We start from the raw sequence: 17,207 nt of genomic DNA, 5'->3' as shown, positions 1-17,207 counted from the left end.
CAGATTTCAAGTCGATTATGGTCATTTTGCCGTGAATGCTATATTAATACAAGATGTTACACCGAGTCGTTTGGCTCTTAACCGGACACTACTGGGTAAATATATTATATAATGGTGAACAAATGATTTTCGGTTGGACTATCATATCCTACTTGGTTTTTATTCCTCTAGAGTCGATGATGTTGATGTATTTTGGAACGACACCATTCAAAAAGTTGTTTGGTCTTAAAATAATTGATTTTAATTTTGCAGAGAAGAATTCTGAAAGATATTGGAAAAGATCTTTTAGTGTGTGCAAGGATGGATGCTTTTTTGGAGTGCCGGGTTTGAACCTGATTTTATATGTGGTTTCTTATACAAAGCTAATGAGAGGCGAGGGATTGGTCTGGGATAAGCAAAATAATTTCATGGTTATTGGTAATAACTTGAGCGTATTTGAATTTATTTTTTGTACTTTGGTCGTAATTTTTCTCCCAACATTCTCAACTGCATTTATTATTTCGCTGGTCAATCAGATATTCCTATGAATTTCATATATTAATAATACGGTGATCACTTAAGGAATTATTGCAAATATTTCGATCTGTCTTAGCGAAAGCACTAACAGGGGAAGGAATATAAATTTCACCGAAATTAGGATACTTAATGGTGTTAGAGGTAGTGATAGATAAAATATTGATTGTAGTTTTTTTTGCTAAATTGTTGATGCGATCTTCTTGGGGAGTGAAATGAAAAAAAATGACGGTCCAGAATTTTTAAGATTTTTCGGTCCAATTGTTATTGCTTTAAAAGAGAAGGGCGGGTCGGGCACCTCTGCAGAGATTACGGATAGAGCCATAGAGCTATTGGATATATCGGAAGAAGAGCAAAAAATTGAGTTGCCAAGTGGAGGTACACGTGTTCGGAACCAAGTCCAATTTGCTCGAGCGTATTTAAAAGAAGCTAACGTTATTGGTGATTCTCAAAGAGGTGTGTGGACTCTTACTGATATCGGGTTGAATATTGACCCATCAAAGTACGATTTCCGAAGTCTCTATAAAAAAGCTGTAAAAAGTTTCTCAGATAAAAATAAGCAAAAGAAATGTGATAAAAAGAATATAACAACTCTAGGTGATGATGAGAAACTAACGTGTCGTAATGTCTTACTACAAAAGCTAAAATCGCTTTCCCCGGATGGGTTTGAAAGATTATGTCAAAGGTTGTTGAGGGAATCTGGTTTTGATCAAGTAAAAGTAACTGGAAGATCTGGTGATGGTGGTATAGATGGTATTGGCATACTCCAAGTTAACCCATTCGTTAGCTTTAATGTATTATTCCAATGTAAGAAATATTCTGGAAGTGTAACTGCTTCACAGGTCCGTGATTTTAGAGGCGCTATGTCTGGCAGGGCCGATAAAGGAATTCTCATTACGACCGGATCATTTACGGTATCGTCTAAAAGTGAAGCTAGAAGAGATGGAGTTCCGCCTATTGAGCTAGTAGATGGAGAAGATCTGGTGAAGCTGTTTGAAGATTTGGAACTCGGTTTAATACCAAGGAAGGTATATGATATAGATGAAGCATTCTTCGAGCAATATGAGTGACAATTGCTGGCACTTCCCAAACACTTCCTTTTATTATGTCGGTATTTCACTATTTCTCTTGCATGCATTCTCCGTGGATATTATGTTCCCCTCCGAAGCCAAAGGCCGCGGGTTCGAATCCCGCCTCGCCCACCAGCGAAATCGCGAGCCGACGATAGGCCGTTGGAATAGATCAGACCCTCTGCTTTCAATGCTTACAGAGGGTTTTCTGCTGTTATTGGGAACATCCATCTAAGGGCGCTCTTTCGAGAATAGTCGAGTGTGAAAGTCTCCAGAAAGCGCGGGACGATTTAAGGGCGTAAAGTAGATTTATCGGCTGCCAGGCATTTACTTTCACTCTTCGTACATCTTTTTCCCATCTCCGTGCATATAGTCTCAATTGGTTTGGTGCAGAATCAAATACAACTATCGGAGAGACAGGAATGACAACACAGACAACGCTATTGTGTAAGGGTGAAGCTGTTCGGCATAACAAAAAAGCTGAGTGGGGTATCGGAAAAATTACCGACGTCAACAGCTGCGGAACGATTCGTGTCCTTTTTGCCGGTTTTCCCGAGGTTTCGATAGCAAAGGGTTCGAAATATCTTGTTAAAGTCAAGGCTAAACAATAAGCGTTCGGGGTTGTTTTTCCCGAAAACAAAGAGACAACCATCTAACTATTTGGGGGAGTTTTGCAAACATCAGTGAAAAAATGGTTTCGTGACAAGAACACCGGTTTCCTCGACAACAGAGGCGGCCCGGACATACTGGTCAGCAAGAGAGACCTCGTTGACTGTCAGTTCCTCAAGGTTGGCGCAATCGTAGAGTTCGAATGCCACCCGGGGGAAAAAGGTCTTGTTGCGAAAAAGGTAAAGCTGGTGAGCAGGCACAAGTCGGCAGGCGATGTGAAGGGTAAGAAAAAGGAGTTCCGTTTCGGGGTAATGACCTGAGCAAGAGGAATACCTACATTCTCTCGCAGTCAATGATTGAGGAAACTCAGTCGCCAATCGATCCAGTGCCGAAAGATTGCTACTGACAGCAACCGAAGACATCGTTTGCTGCCAACCTTGGCCGAGACGAAAAAGCCGGACCCCGGTATTCCCCCGGGATCCGGCTTTGGCGCGTCGATCGGTGGGAAATCAGTTGTTACGAGCGGCGATGGCTTGTTCTGCCATTTCGACCAGTTCCGGGCCGACCTGAGCCTTCCATTTGTCAAATACCGGGCGGGTTGCCGCGACAAACGCTGCCCGCTGTTCATCACTCAACTCGGTGATGGTCACATCGTTGGCTTCGATTTCTTCAAGCAGCGACCGGTCGCCTTCGACCAGACCGGCCCGGGCAATAACGATTTCCTGCCTGCCGGCGTCTATAGCGGCCTGCTTGACGATGGCCCGGTCTTCTTCCGTCCACGAGTTCCAGACTTCCTTGTTAACGACAAAGATCAGCGGATCGGCTACATAGCCCCACATGGTGATGTGTTTCTGGCCGACCGTGTGCAGTTTGGCCGCAGTGAAGATAGCCAGCGGATTTTCTTGACCATCGACTGCGCCACTGGCTAGGGCGGGCTGGGCGTCGGACCAACTCATCTGGGTCGGGTTGGCACCCAGGGCGGTGAAGGTATCGAGGAAGAGCGGCGAACCGACAACACGGATCTTCATGCCTTTGAGGTCATCGGGCGAACTGATGGCATGCTTGGAGTTGGAAATCTCGCGAAATCCGTTTTCCCCCCAGGCCAGCGGCACGACCCCGGCCTCTTCGAGAATGGAGAACAGCTGCTCGCCGACCGGGCCCTGAGTCAGGGCGTCGATAGCGGCAAAATCAGGCATCAGAAAGGGCATCGAGAACAGATTGAGCTGTTTGACCTGCGGAGACCAGTTGATGGTAGAACCGACGGCCATGTCGATGACGCCTTGACGAATGGCTGACAATTCCCGGGTCTGGTCACCCTGGACCAGCGAGACACCGGGATAAAGCTTGATGTTGATCCGGCCGTCGGTACGTTCACGGACCAGATCGGCCCAGATTTCACCCCCTTTGCCCCACGGGAAAGCGGTGCTCAAGACGAGCGACATCTTGTACTCGGATTTGTAGTTTTGTGCCGAGGCTACAACCGCGCTAAGCAGCAAGGTTGCGACCAGGAACGCGGTCAGCGTGAATCTTTGTTTCATGTTTGCTTCTCCTTTCAGTTGATGTTGACGGCTCTTTTCTGCAGGAACGATATACTTGTTTGATCAATAGCCGAGTGTCTGCGGCAACCACAGGACCAGCTGGGGAAAGACGATAACCAACAGCAAGACGCAGAGCACGGAGAACAGCAGCCAGCTGACCCAGCGCACGGTTTGCTCCATGCTGACCTGGGCGATCCGGCACGAGACCATCAGATTCACGGCCAGCGGCGGCGTGAATTGGCCGACAGCCACCATCAGAGTGAGCAGGACTCCGAACCAAACGAGATCCCACTGGTAGAACAGCGCGATGGGCATCAGAATCGGCACGAAGATCAAGAAGATCGAGATCCCGTCAAGAAACATCCCGACAAAAACCAACAATAAAATGAGCAGGAATAGGACCCCGTATTGGCCGAGGCCTGAATTGACGATGGCCTCGGTGATCGGGTCGATGATGCCGAGCGTCGACAGCGAATAGGCAAAGATCCCGGCGAGCGCGACGACGATCAGGATTACCGCCGACAGCTCGCCGGCATCACGCAGGATACCGAACAGGTCGCGAACGGCGATGGTACGGTGGATGACCATGCCGACAAAGAGCCCGTAAAAGACGGCGACCACCGCCGCTTCGGTCGGGGTGAACCAGCCGAGTCGCATACCGCCGAGGATCAACACCGGCGCGGCCAGTCCCCAGGACGCCTCGCGCAGGCTCGGCCAGAAGAGCGGTTTGCTCAGGGCGGCCTCCTGGAGTCCCATCCGGTGTTTTCTGGCCAGCAGGACCGACGGGATGATCAGCGCCAGACCGACCAGAATGCCCGGTACCATTCCGGCGGCAAACATTGCTGGGACCGAGGCGCCCGGCACGAGTACCGAGTAAATGATCAGCGCAATCGACGGAGGAATGAGGATGTCGATAGCGGATGCAGCTCCGATAACGCTGGCCGAAAAGGCCGGCGGATAGCCGGCGCGGGTCATGGCCACGATCATGACGCTGCCCACGGCGGCGGCAGTGGCCGGGCCGGAGCCTGAAATACCGCCGAGCAGCAGGGCCACGGCGATCGCCACCAGCGGCAGCATTCCCGGTCCCTGGCCGAATATCGAGACGGCAAAGCGCACGAGCCGAAGCGCCACGCCGGAGCGGTTGAAGATGATGCCGACCAATACGAACATCGGGATGGCCAGCAGCGGATACTTGCCGAGTCCGGCATAAAAGTTTTGCGGCACGGCCAGCAGGCCGAACCATTGGGTGTCGGGATTGGCAAGACCGATCGCCAGGGCGGCGGACAATCCCATCGATACGCCGATCGGTACACCGGCCAACATCATCAGGATGAAAACAATGAACAGGGAGGCACCGATCATTGTTCGCGTCCCTGCCGGATCAGTAATCCAAGTGCACGAAGGGAGATGGCGAAGGACAACAACGGCAGCCAGAGCGAATACCACCACTGCGGCACGCCGATGCCGGGCGAGGTCTCGCCATACCGGATGTCGTCCCAGACCATGCGGGAACTGAGAGCGGCGATCAACAAGAACAGGACGAACACCATTGCTGCGGCCAGTTGGCCGAGAAGTCGCTGGCGTTTCCGGGAACCTTTACCGATAAAATACTCGATGCGGATGTGACGATTGCGGGCGACGGCGGCGGAGCCGGCAACCAAAGCCAGCACGATCATCAGGAAGATGGAGATCTCCTCGGTCCAGGCAAACGAGCGGTTGGTGAAATAGCGAACCAACACGTTGGCGAAGGTGATCAGGGCCAACGAGGCCATGACGATGACCGTCAGCCAGTCCTCGATCTTCAGCGGGACGGTGGTTGCGTGTTCCTCCTCATCGGTCGGCTGGGCACCCTGGTCAGCGGTTGCCTCGGTCATATGATTCGGCGGTTTATTCGACGTGAACTGCGATTCCATGGGCGAATCGATGTGTTTCTGGCAACAAATGACAGGTAAAGGCGAATCTGCAGGCAATACCCCTTGGCGAACCCCGGTGTCGGCACGCCAAAGTGAGTGGCTCGGAAAAGCATCGACCGGATTTCGCAGCGACTTTCTGAGGAGAAGATTTTATCGTCTTCCATTCGTTGTTACAAGGTTTGTCTTACAGATATGTCTAACATTTTCCGTGAATGCCTGCTTCTTCGAGTTGAGCTGTTCTGTCCCCAGCTGTCATGTTCCGCTTTGATCGGCTGGTCGACGGCTGTCGATGTCACGTCTGTAACCACTTTGAATCTGATACAAACCTTCCATCGTGGCCGTCTCGAAGCAGTCTGTGGCAGAATCGATCAGTCCGGGGGTACGGATTGTCATTCAAGGTTCCCAAAAAATCAGGCGTACTTTTTCATTTGTTGCATCGTTCCGCGTGTCCCGGTAAAGCATAGGGGAACCTTGAAAAATTGTCATTTCGCTCAATCTCGTCGTTGCGCAATCAAATTTTATCATCGGAATATCGAGTAGATACATGCGGGAAAATTATTTTGCGCGCCTCGATCTTGAACGAAATTCCGAATTTTTCAAGCTCCCTATAGAAAGCAGCTCCTGCATGGGTGACAGTGACACAACAACAAGATGATGAGGGAGCAACAAACGTGAGGAGAGGTGCGTCATGAGAAACAAATGTCGTGTGGTGATCGTTGGCTTCTTGTGCTTGATGGCAGCAGCGTTTGCGGGCGGGTCGGCTCATGCCGATATCGAAGGGAGCGCCGATCATCCGGCTGTTAAGCGCTATGAAGGAGCGGAAATTATCAAATACAATTTCCAAGAGTACAGCGAACTGACCATTGCCCTAGGCAAGGCCCGTAATTCGAGTGAAATCGAAGAAGAAATGAGCGCCGAGGGAGCGGTTACCCGATTGACCTATAAAGTACCTCTCGGTCGTTCACCGCTCGAGGTGATCCGTAATTACGAGCAGGATCTGCAGGCAGACGGATTCACCGTTATATTTGGTGGCGGCACGAAAGATCTCGGTTCCTACTTTGCTGAAGCAGCCGGGTATAAAGAGATCAAATGGCCCCCCAATGTCCCTGCGCTCACCCTGAACAGCGATTCGCAACGCTATCTCGTCATGGAAAAAAGAGATGATGATACTTCTCTTCTTGTCGCGTTGTATGCGGTGGAAAATCGTTTCTGGGCAAGCGATTTGAAAGATGTCGAGAAGGGGCAGGTGTTACTCCAGGTCGATATCATCGAGCGCACGGAGATGGAGCAGAAAATGGTTACAATCACTGCGAAGGAGATGGCTTCTGTGATTGCTACGGCCGGCAGTATCGCGCTTTATGGCATCTATTTTGATAGTGACAAGGCGGATCTTAAACCTGAATCGGTGGCAACCATCACTGAAATAGCAATTATGCTCAACGATAACGATGACTTAAGTCTGCTTGTTGTCGGTCATACCGACAATGCCGGTTCTTTTTCCTACAACAGCGAGCTGTCGGAAAAAAGGGCCACCACTGTGGTCGATGAACTGGTAAGGAAACACGGCATTCAGGCCGCCCGCCTGCGTCCCGTGGGCGTTTCCTATGCCTGCCCGGTAGCCAGCAACAAAAGCGAGGAAGGGCGGGCGCTAAACAGGCGGGTGGAATTGGTGGAAGACACCGATAAGAGGTCGCTTTGAAAAAGTCCGTATCTCTTCAGGAATCAGTATGAGTGCCAACGTGCAGCAGCTTCGGGAAGAGATCAGTCGGTTGCAGGCGGAATTGGCTGATCGGGAGGCAGCGTTGCCGGCCCATTCCGTCAAACCTCATCAGTTCATGGTGATCGAATCGCTGGAAGATGAGATCGACAGAAAACAAAAGGCGCTCAACGATCTGCAAAGAGCGGGCGACGAGTTGTCGCGAGAAGACGGTAATGGCAAAAGAGGGGCAGGTTCAAGACAATCGCACGTCTTTTGGTTCTCTGACGATTTCGAATAAGAGAGATAGCCACGGCAACGAGATCCATATCTCTTTTGTGCACTTCGGCGAACCGCTGGCCGTGGAGCTGGAGGCAGCATTTCTTGCTGAATTGCCGCCTCTCCAGCAGCAGGCGATATTTCGGTTGAAGCGCTGGCAGGATCGGCAAAGATCGCTGCTGGGCAGGATGCTCCTTCGCCGAGCATTGAGCTTGCCGTACGGCGGTGCCGGGCGGTTTACCCTGCAAACGATTTGCCAGACGGAGCGGGGGAGACCGCTCATCCCCGGCGGCCCTGATTTTAACCTCTCGCACTCCGGTGAAACGGTGGTCTTGGCTGTGTGCAGTCGTGGTCAGGTGGGCATAGATATCGAGGCGATTCGCCCGATCGATGTTGAGCAGTTCCAGCACATTGTCCCGGAGTTGGCAGATGCGCGGGAAGAAACAGGGGGGAGCGGCGATCTCAGGTCGTTTTACGACTATTGGACGCGAAAAGAGGCGGTTGTCAAGGGGTGCGGCCTCGGTCTGGCCCTGCCGTTCGAACAACTCGATGTCAGCCGGGATGTCGTTGCTGCGGCCGGCTCGGTCTGGCATCTTCGATCACTGATTATCGGGGGCGGGGACATGAGCTGTCATATCGCAACGAACGTCCCGCCTTCCGGGATCTTTCTTGAGTCGCTGACAAGAGAAAGCTTGCACCCCTGACGATCGGCTCAGAAACCGAAATGATTTTTGATCACTGTTCCCAGTTCGAAGGAGAAGAGAACGAGCAATCCGGTCATCAGGACCAGGATACTGGAAGGCCTGAGCAGCATCCGGAGGCCATGGGTGCGTGCGAGTACCACGACGGGCATGATGAAGATGAAGATGGCGACCAGGGGTGAGATGACCAGGCCGAACAGGCTCATGACGGAGGGATTGACGAGGGACAGGAGCCAGAGGCTGGCAAACAGCACGAGTTGAACGGTGGTGCTCTGCCGCCGGGATTGCACGGCCGAAGAGCGGTCCACGGTGGTGCTTCCAGCCAGCGAGAGTCCGCGTTGCACCAGTTGCAGGGCGGATTCGCGGACGGCGAAAAAGACGCCGATAAATGAGGTGATCAAAGCACCGAGTCCGAGCACCGGGCCAACTTCGGCAACGACCGGGTTGATGCCGGCCCGATCACCGAGCAGGGCCAGGCAGTTGAGATTGTGCTTGGCGGCATCGGCAAAGGCCTGGGGGGAAAGACTGAGAAGACAGGAAAAGACGAAGAACAGCACGAAGAGCAACAACAACAGTGTGGTCTTCAGCACAATCAGGTTGAGACGGGCTGTGTCCTGCGCAGGTTCACCGGTGGTGGCGGTCGAGTTACGGTAGGCGGCAACCATCGACGACAACGCCGGGAAGAAGAGAAACGACAGGGTCAGAATGGGCAGGATCAGCAGCAGGTCGTCGACGAAATGGAGCGGCGACGGGGTGCCGAGATAAGGCGTGGGGTCCCAGAACGGAATCAGGTACACCGAGATGCCGAAGAGCAACACGATCAACACCGAGGAAATGGCGCTCATAACGCGCAGGATGGCCTTCTCGCCGATCAGGTGAAGCGCGGCAAAAGCGCCGACGATGAGCAGGTTGAGCCGGCCCCCGGTGAGCCAGCCAACTGCTGGAACTCCCATTTTGTCGAGGAAATCCGTCATGTTGGCGCTCAGGCCCAGAAGGTAGGAATAGAGTAGGACAAAAAAGGTGAGAAAATAGAGAGCTACCAGTCCTTCGCTGAAGAAACGGCCGCAGCCACCGGCCAGCACACGTGCGTAATTTGCATCGCTGCCGCCGGCAAGCACGATAGTGACGACGTTTTTGTGGGAATAGTAGATCAGCGGCAACAGCAGCAGGGATAAAACGGCCAGGGCCCAGATGCCGGTCGAGCCAGCCTGTACGGGCAGATAGAGAATGCCCGCCCCGACCGCGGTGCCGAACATGGTCAGGATCCAACCCCACTCGTTAAACGGTGAGGCCGGATCAGGAGCATCGTCTCGTTTGGTGACGCTCACGGCAGGAAGCCCTCATCCGTCAGATATGCGACATAGAGCGGGATCAGTTTTTCGTAGTCGGCGGCAAAATCGATGCCCAGGGCCTCAAGGGCGGTGAGTGTTGCCGTCTGCTCGGTCGGCGGCGGGTCGCCGGAAAGGTCGCCTTCGTAAAACCCTTTGAGCTGAGCCAGGGCGTTGTCTTCGCCGATGGTGACGAGGCGCTGCTGCCAGGTGGTGGTCGGTTCCGGGTCGGCGGCCAGGCCGCAGTTACCGAGCGCCTGGAAAAACTCACGCAGCGAGAGGCTGTTCGGGTTGCTCAGGTTGGCAACGAGCAGCGAGTCGCGAGGCGCGAGGGCCAAGCCGGCGATAGCCCGGGCAAGCACATCGACCGGCGTCATTTCAACGGTCTCGGCGATGTCGGGAAAGGCGCCGAGTTGCAGGCAGCCCTTGTTGAACAGCCAGAAATGGTTGTGCTCATAGTTGCTGAATCCGCTGACACTGCTGCCGGTAATGTTGCCGGCGCGGGCGATGACGGTGGGTAGGCCGAAGCGTTCCGCGCACTGCGCGACGAGTTGTTCGCCGACCCACTTGGTTAGCAGGTAGCCGTTGTCGATGACCGGAGGATTCGGCAAGATCGCCTCGTCGGCTTGGGTGACATCGGCGATGGCGGTCGCCACGGAGAGCGTCGAGACAAAACAGAACGGCTTTTGCCGCCTGGTCAGGGCAAGTCGCAGCAGTTCGGCGGTGGCGTTCACATTGGTCGCCTTCATCGTCGCGTAGCTGTGCAGGTGATGGACGAAGGCGCCGCAATGGACGATGACGTCGATGTCGTCGGCCAGGGATTGATAGGTCTCGTCGGCCAGACCAAGGCCGGGCTTGGCAAGATCGCCGATGAGGATGCCGACGCGCGAGAAATCGGGGCTGATGCCGGCGGTCAGGGCTTGCTTGCGAAGGCTTTCCAACCCCTCGGCTTCGTCGCTGCAACGCAGCAGACACTGGACGAAGGCGCCGCTGCGAATCAGCTCATCGAGCAGCCAGCAGCCGAGAAAGCCGCGCGCGCCGGTCAGCAGGACGCGGCTTATTGCGGCGGGGACGGTGGCGTGCGGCGCCGGGTCGAGGATATCGATCCCGGTCCGGGCATCGCTGATCGCCTGTTGGATGTGGTTGACGCTGTGCCCGGAGGCAAGGGCTGCGATGGTCGGCTGGCTGTAGAACTCACCCATCGTGAAGTCGATGCCGAGTCGCTGGCGCAGCTCGTTCTGCAGGCGAACGGCGAGCAAAGAGTTGCCGCCGACATGAAAGAAGCTGTCGTCCCGGCCGATGCCCCGGTAGCGCAGCAACTCTTCCCAGATCTCGGCGAGTTGGCGCTCAAGTCCGTCGCGCGGTGGATTGGCGCTGACCTTGCCGGCGACGGCGGGCAGAGCCTTGCGGTCCACCTTGCCGTTGGGCGAGGCGGGTAGCGCGTCGAGCCGGACAAAGAAGGAAGGTGTCATGTAGTCCGGAAGAACATCTTCGGTGTGGCGGCGGAGCGCATCGTCATCGAGATCAGTGTCGGCGACGTAGTAGGCGGCGAGATAGCGGTTCTCGCTTTCGCCCTTGGCGGCGCAGACGACCTGGTGCAGTCCCGGGAACGAGCTGAGGCAGGCCTCGATCTCGCCGAGTTCGATGCGGAAGCCGCGCAGTTTGACCTGGGCGTCGTTGCGCCCGAAGTATTCGATCGTACCGTCGGCTTGGAAACGACCGAGGTCGCCACTGAGATACATCAGCGCGTAGGGTGAACCGTCAAACGGGTCGAGTACGAACCGTTCGAGGGTAAGGTCGTCGCGGTTCAGGTAACCGCGCGCCAGGTTCATGCCGCCGATGCAGATTTCACCGACTGCACCGAGCGGGACAGGCTGCTTGTAGCTGTTCAGCAGGTACATGCGGTAGCCGGCGAGCGGCGTGCCGATGATGCGCGGATTGCTATCCGGCAGGATCTGGCCGAGCGAGGACATGACGGTGGTTTCAGTCGGCCCGTAGAGGCTGAACAGGCGGGTGTGCCGGCTCCACCAGCGGGCGGTCGCCTCGTCGAGCACATCGCCGCCGAAACCGAGCATACGCAGCGACGGGATTTCTTCGCGCGGCAGGTTCTGCAGGACCACCGGCGAGAGAATCGCGTGGGTTACGCCGCTTTCGCGCAAGGTGCGGTGCAGGGCGGCCGGGTCTGTGCGGTCGGCCTCGGGGATGACGGTCAACGTGTGGCCTTCGAGCAGACAGGGGAAGATCTCGATCACGCTGGCATCAAAGTTCATCGAGGCGATCAGCGCGGAGAGGCTGTCTTCCGAGAGCCCGAATGCCGCGGCGGCAGCTTGTGCCAACCGGACGACACTTGCCTGCTCGATCATCACGCCCTTGGGCTGGCCGGTCGAGCCGGAGGTGTGAATGACGTAGGCGAGGGTGTGCGGTTCAACCGGCGGCAGCGGCGTGTCGCGCGGAATTGCCTCGGCGAGCGGGTCGATGTAGTCGAGGTGGTTAAGACCGATGGCGGCGAGCGCGGCGCGGCTTTCAGCGTCGGCGGCGACGAGGTCGACACCGCCATTTTCCACGAAGAAACGCACCCGGTCCGGCGGATAGCTCGGATCCAACGGAATATAGGCGCAACCGAGCTTGAGGATGGCCAGCACGGTGGCGACAAGGCCGTCGCTCTTCTGCATGCTCAGGCCGATTCGCGCCCCGGAGGTGACGCGGCGGAGCAGTCCGGCGGCGATACGATCGCTCCAGTCGGCCAATTCACGGAAGGTGTGACGCCGGTCTTTGAAGAGCAGCGCGGGGCGATCCGGAAGGGTGTCCGCGATCTCTGCGAAGCGCGCGGCAATAGTCGTGTCCGGACGGTCGAGCCGCTCGCCGCAGGAAAACTCCATGAAGCGGGCGAGGGCGGCGTCGGACTGATAGGCCAGTTCGCTGACACGGGCCTCGGGGCGATGGGCGGCATCTTCCACCAGTGTCTTGAAGATTTCCAGGAAGCCGGCGATCGTTTCGGGTTGAAACAGCGAGCTATCGTATTCGACCCGCCCCTCGATGGCCCCGTCGCCGCTTTGGTAAAAAATCCCGGCGATGTCGGCTTTGGAGGTCTTTGACGGGAGTTCGTCGGCGCGGAAGGTGGCGCCGCCGAAACCGCCTTCAAGGCCGATACCGCTCTGCAGACTGAAAATAAGATTGAGCGATTCGAGCCCGGCTATTTCCGCGTCGTGCGGGGTGGCGATAAGGTGTTCCTTGTCGTCGAGCATCTGGCGGTGCACGGCCAGGGCCAACTCGCTGAACGGCCGGCGCGGCTGCACGGTTTGGCGTAGGTAGCCCATGGTGACGAAAGCGGCGTACATTTCTTCGGTGCCGGGTATGTCGCGCGCCGCATAGGGATAACTCAAGACCAGCTCTTCCTGGCCGGTCAAGCGCCAGATCCAGGTAACGTAGAGGGCCATCAACAGCGGCGAAAGGGTCATGTTCCGCGCGTCGGCAAAGTCCTTGAGAACGGCGACGGTGGCCGGCTCGATACGCAGGTTAATGGAGGCATTGGCGTCGGGTCGTTTGTGCCGGAAATCGGCGGGCAGTTCGGTATGGGCGTCGACGCCGGCGAGCTTCTCTTTCCAGTAGGCGATGGAATCGCGGAAGGGACGGCTGTTCGGCAGACAGGGGGCCCAGCGCCAGTAGTCGAACCAGGTGAGGCGCGGCGCACAATCGCGGCCTTCGTAGCGGGCAGCGAGTTCCGCCAGCAACAGGTTCAGCGACCAGCCATCGAAGAGCGCGTGATGAACGCAGAAGATCAGCGTCGTGTCGCCGGCGGCAGTGCAGTGGATTTCGCCGCGCCAGAGCGGTGCCTCGGACATTCCCAGCGGTTTGTCGCGCAGCGCTTCGGCACGGGCGGCAATGGTGTCGGCGGAGCTGTCGACCAGGGAAATGGCGGGCAGGTCCCCCTCGGAGGCGCGCAGCCACAACTCGCCGTGCTCCTCGCTGAAGGCGGCGCGGAAAATGGGGTTGGCGGCGAGCAGGTCGTGGAAGGCCCGGCGCAATGCCAGTGGGTTAATCTGGCGCGAGAAATCGATGCGCACGACGATGTTGTAGGTGTTGTCTTCCGGCCGACCCAGGGTCCGGCTGAAGAGCATACCGATAAAGCGGTTGGTAACCACCGCAGAGGTCTCGCCGGTTGCCGTCAATGGCGGAAGCGGGTCGGTGTCCGGTTCGGTGGCGCGCACCTGGTCGCAGAAATCGGCCAGGACCGGATGCTCGAACAGCTGCTTGGGACGAAAGGTATTGCCAAGTGTGGTTGACAGGGTGGTGCAGACCTGTGCGGCGAGCAGCGAGTGACCGCCCAGATGGAAGAAATTGCTGTCACCGCTGAGGGATTCGGGAGGCAGGTGCAGGGTGGCGGCCCAGATGTCCCGGATCTGCCGCTCGAGTTCGTCGAGCGATGCTGCCTGACCGGGGCCCTGGCCGGGCGTCGGCATGGGCAGGCGAGTACGGTCGATCTTACCGCTGATGTTGAGCGGAAAAGTGTCGATCGGGATCAGGAAACTGGGAATCATGTAATGTTGCAACCGCTTGCCGAGCCTCTCACGCAGGGTTTCCGGCCGCAGTCCGGGACCGACGTACCAGGCCAGCAGTTGTTTGCCGCCCGGCTGGTCGATAGCGCCGACATAAACGCCGGTGACTTCAGGCTGGTCGGCGATGGCGGTCTCGATATCGCCGAGTTCCATCCGGAAGCCGCGGATTTTTACCTGAAAATCGCTGCGCCCGAGAAATTCCAGCTCACCGTTGGGCAGAAAACGGCCCAGGTCGCCGGTGCGGTAGATATGCCCGGGGCCGTAGGGATTGGCGAGAAATTTCTGGGCGTTGAGTTCGGGGCGGCCCAGATATTCGCGGGCCACGGTCTCACCGCCGACCACGATTTCGCCGATGCCGCCGATAGGCGTCAGCTCTCCGTCGCTGTCGAGCAGATAGGTGTGGTAACCGCGCAGGGGGCGGCCGAGATGGTTGGCGGCCTTGAAGCCGCCCATGCGGTTAATGGTGGCCATGACTGTCGTTTCGGTCGGGCCGTAGATATTGGCCAGATCCACGGCTTTGGACCAGAAGCGCACGGTATCCTCGTCGCTCGCCTCACCGCCGCAGAAGATCGCGCGCAGGTCCGGCAGGGGTCGACGCGGCAACAGCCGCAGCAGGGCGGGTGGAAGAAAGGCGTGGCTGATGCGTGCCTCGCGCAACAGGCTGAAAATCGCTTCGGGATCGCCGCGCACTTCACTCGGAACGACCACCAGTTCGGCGCCATGGGTCAAGGAGTTGAAGATCTCCAGGACGCTGGCATCGAAGTTTACCGAAGCGAACTGGGCCCAGCGGCTGCCGACCCCGTTTTCCCATACCCCTTCGAGCGAGGCGATGAAGTGGGCGAGCATGCCGCGCTCGATGACGACTCCCTTTGGAATGCCGGTCGTGCCGGAGGTGTAGATGATGTAAGCGGTGCTGCCGGCAACGGCGGCGGGCGGAGTGTCGACGGGCGCAGGGCGATCGAGCAGTTCGGCGATGTCGAGCACCGGACAGGCGGCGACCGAGGCGATGAGCCGCTGCGTGCTTTCGTCGGCGATTACCGCCGCGAGGCGGGCGTCCTCGGCGATGAAGCGGAGCCGTTCGGCGGGCATCTGCGGGTCGAGCGGCACGTAGCCACCAGGTGCCGCCAGAACGCCAAGGATGGCCTGGATCATTCGTTCACTGCGCGACAGGCAGATGCCGATCAGCACGTCCGGCCTGCCGGCGACCAGCGGTCTGAGGTGCGCCGCCACTGATCCGGCGGTTGCCGAAAGCTGGGCATAGGAGAACACGGTATCGTTGAAGCGCAGGGCCGGCGCCTCCGGCATGCGGGTGCAGACGCCGGCAAAGAGGGCCAGGACATCGACCGGTGCTGCCAGCCGTTCACCGCCGTCGGCCAACGCCAGCGCCCGGGCGCGCAGTGTCTCGTCGAAGAGGCGGATCTGATCAACACTGCGGTGGAGGTCTACGGGCAATTGTCCGAGCAGTGTCAGGTAATGGTCGAACGCTCCGCGCAGACCGGGCGTTTCCTGCGGGGAACGGGCCAGGACATGGAAGGACACGGTGTCGTCAAGAGAAAAATAGATTGCGATATCCTCAACTTGCAGGCGATGGGAATAATTCGGCAGCAGTGTCGCCGTCACGCCGGGCAGCCTGAGTTCCCGATAGGGCTGGGCATCTTCGTCGAAGAGCACGTTGGCCGGGCGACCATCCGGGTTGTCCTTTCTGAATTCTTCGATCAGCTCACTAAGCGGCAGATCGGAATGATGGCGGGCCTGTTTGTAAAGACGGGCTGCCTGGCGCAGGAACCCGGCCACTGTTTGGCCGGGGACCAGCAGGCTTTTAAAGGTCGGCCGGTTGATGCTGAAGCCGATCTCTTCCGGGGCATCGATGTGGATACGGTGATGATACAAGGTCAATACCGTCTCGCTGCGAGTGATCCGATACAAGAAGAGATGAAACGAAAAGAGCAGGAGCTGATCGAGGCCGATGTCGAATTGTTTTGCGACGTCGCGCAGGGTGGCGGTTTTCTGTGCCGACAGAGCAACATTAAAATAGCTGCCGGCCACCTGGTCTTCGACCCGGGGCGGCCGCCACTCGAATGACGCATCCCGGAGCATCTGCAACCAGAAACGCATGCTTTCCCGATACCGAGGATCAGCTATCCGGGCTCGCTCCGTTTCGACCAGGAGGGGTTGCGGCAACCCGAGTGATTCGAGCAAACGCTCCCCGCGATAGGCGGTGGCAAGAGCGGCGAACAGGGGCTTGAGCGAAAAACGGTCAATGATCACCGGGTGACAGACGAACACCAGGTAATGAACGCTTTGGCCTTGCAACAGGCAGAAGAGATACGGTGCCCCGCCGTCGAGACGGAAACGCCGGTCCTGCAGCGTTTCGATCAGCGAATGAGCCGCTTCCTCACGTTCGCCGAGATCAATGACCTCCAGGTCGCCTTCAATTTCCTTGCTGTAAAAAATCCGCAGGGCGCCGTCCAGGCGCAGAAAACGGCAGGAGAATGACGGACAGCGTTGCACGACATCGTGCACCGCAGCACGGAGACGCGCCGTGTCCACGTTCCCTTCCAGTCGAAACACCGTGCAGCAGTTGCCGATCAAGTGGCTCCATTCGATAGTGGCCTGTTGGTTTCGGGTCGGTTCGAACATTTCAAAAGACATGACAACCTCATCTGTATGGTTCAGAGCTGCGGCTCGAAACCGCAGCTCATACGTTTTGTATGATTGGTAATGCGCTGCTTCTTTGCCGGCAGGAGCAGTCTGAGCAGCCTGGACATCAACTGTCCATCGGCGATCCGCCGATTGCCGGAAGATGGCGAACACCAAACACCGGGCCTGCCAAGATCGTTCCGGACAACGGGAACACGCTGCTCTGGCCCCGGTATGCCGTTTAGCGTATCACACTTATCAGCTAAGCTCCAGCGGCTTGTAAATCAGGAAAGGCCTGCTCGCAATCCGTCGACTTTTGGTGCCGACGAGGATACTTCGCCGGGAAGAGCGCGTGCCACCGGGT

11 protein-coding genes are annotated in these 17,207 nt (G+C 57.1%); 6 read left to right on the top strand and 5 right to left on the bottom strand.

The features are described 5' to 3' along the window. Positions 1-728: 728 nt before the first annotated feature. From BUC26_RS03370 to BUC26_RS03365, 3 genes are all read left to right on the top strand, one after another. Positions 729-1,583, top strand: a complete 855-nt coding sequence (locus BUC26_RS03370) for a restriction endonuclease (protein ID WP_073373413.1) — start codon at positions 729-731, stop codon at positions 1,581-1,583. A 422-nt stretch (positions 1,584-2,005) separates the two neighbouring features. Continuing rightward, the gene (locus BUC26_RS22875) at positions 2,006-2,194 is read left to right on the top strand and encodes a DUF3553 domain-containing protein (protein ID WP_143165893.1); all 189 of its coding nucleotides are present in this window, start codon (positions 2,006-2,008) and stop codon (positions 2,192-2,194) included. A 72-nt stretch (positions 2,195-2,266) separates the two neighbouring features. After that, positions 2,267-2,512 carry a cold-shock protein gene (locus BUC26_RS03365; RefSeq protein ID WP_208609708.1) on the top strand — a complete coding sequence of 82 codons (246 nt, stop codon included), beginning with the start codon at positions 2,267-2,269 and terminating at the stop codon, positions 2,510-2,512. Between the two features lie 189 nt (positions 2,513-2,701). On the opposite strand, the gene BUC26_RS03360 is transcribed toward BUC26_RS03365, so the two are convergent. The 3 genes from BUC26_RS03360 to BUC26_RS03350 form a co-directional block, all read right to left on the bottom strand. Then, a complete protein-coding gene (locus tag BUC26_RS03360) occupies positions 2,702-3,730 on the bottom strand; it encodes a DctP family TRAP transporter solute-binding subunit (protein WP_073373411.1) in 1,029 nt (342 codons plus the stop codon). Positions 3,731-3,793: 63 nt separating this feature from the next. Next, entirely contained in the window at positions 3,794-5,092 is a 1,299-nt protein-coding gene (locus BUC26_RS03355; protein WP_073373410.1) for a TRAP transporter large permease, read from the bottom strand. Beyond that, positions 5,089-5,604, bottom strand: a complete 516-nt coding sequence (locus BUC26_RS03350) for a TRAP transporter small permease (RefSeq protein ID WP_084540418.1) — start codon at positions 5,602-5,604, stop codon at positions 5,089-5,091. Before BUC26_RS03350 ends, BUC26_RS03355 begins: the two co-directional genes overlap by 4 nt. 727 nt (positions 5,605-6,331) lie before the next feature. On the opposite strand from BUC26_RS03350, the gene BUC26_RS03345 reads away from it, so the two are divergent. Genes BUC26_RS03345 through BUC26_RS03335 form a run of 3 tightly spaced genes read left to right on the top strand, consistent with a single transcriptional unit; the run spans position 6,332 to position 8,322 of the window. After that, positions 6,332-7,342 (top strand): OmpA family protein, encoded by a 1,011-nt coding sequence (locus BUC26_RS03345; protein ID WP_084540414.1) that lies wholly within the window; start codon positions 6,332-6,334, stop codon positions 7,340-7,342. Positions 7,343-7,370: 28 nt separating this feature from the next. Further along, on the top strand, positions 7,371-7,640 hold the full coding sequence (locus tag BUC26_RS23540; RefSeq protein ID WP_073373408.1) for a hypothetical protein: 270 nt from the start codon (positions 7,371-7,373) through the stop codon (positions 7,638-7,640). 37 nt (positions 7,641-7,677) lie between these two features. Next, positions 7,678-8,322 carry a 4'-phosphopantetheinyl transferase family protein gene (locus tag BUC26_RS03335; protein ID WP_073373407.1) on the top strand — a complete coding sequence of 215 codons (645 nt, stop codon included), beginning with the start codon at positions 7,678-7,680 and terminating at the stop codon, positions 8,320-8,322. 8 nt (positions 8,323-8,330) lie between these two features. On the opposite strand, the gene BUC26_RS03330 is transcribed toward BUC26_RS03335, so the two are convergent. Beyond that, positions 8,331-9,647: an aromatic amino acid transport family protein gene (locus BUC26_RS03330; protein WP_073373406.1), complete on the bottom strand. Its 1,317-nt coding sequence runs from the start codon at positions 9,645-9,647 to the stop codon at positions 8,331-8,333. Continuing rightward, the gene (locus BUC26_RS03325; RefSeq protein ID WP_143165892.1) at positions 9,644-16,855 is read right to left on the bottom strand and encodes a non-ribosomal peptide synthetase; all 7,212 of its coding nucleotides are present in this window, start codon (positions 16,853-16,855) and stop codon (positions 9,644-9,646) included. The genes BUC26_RS03330 and BUC26_RS03325 overlap by 4 nt, the downstream gene beginning before the upstream one ends. Positions 16,856-17,207 lie beyond the last annotated feature (352 nt).

Source organism: Desulfofustis glycolicus DSM 9705, from assembly GCF_900130015.1.
In the GTDB taxonomy this organism is placed as follows: domain Bacteria; phylum Desulfobacterota; class Desulfobulbia; order Desulfobulbales; family Desulfocapsaceae; genus Desulfofustis; species Desulfofustis glycolicus.
This window is presented reverse-complemented; position numbering and strand designations above follow the sequence as displayed.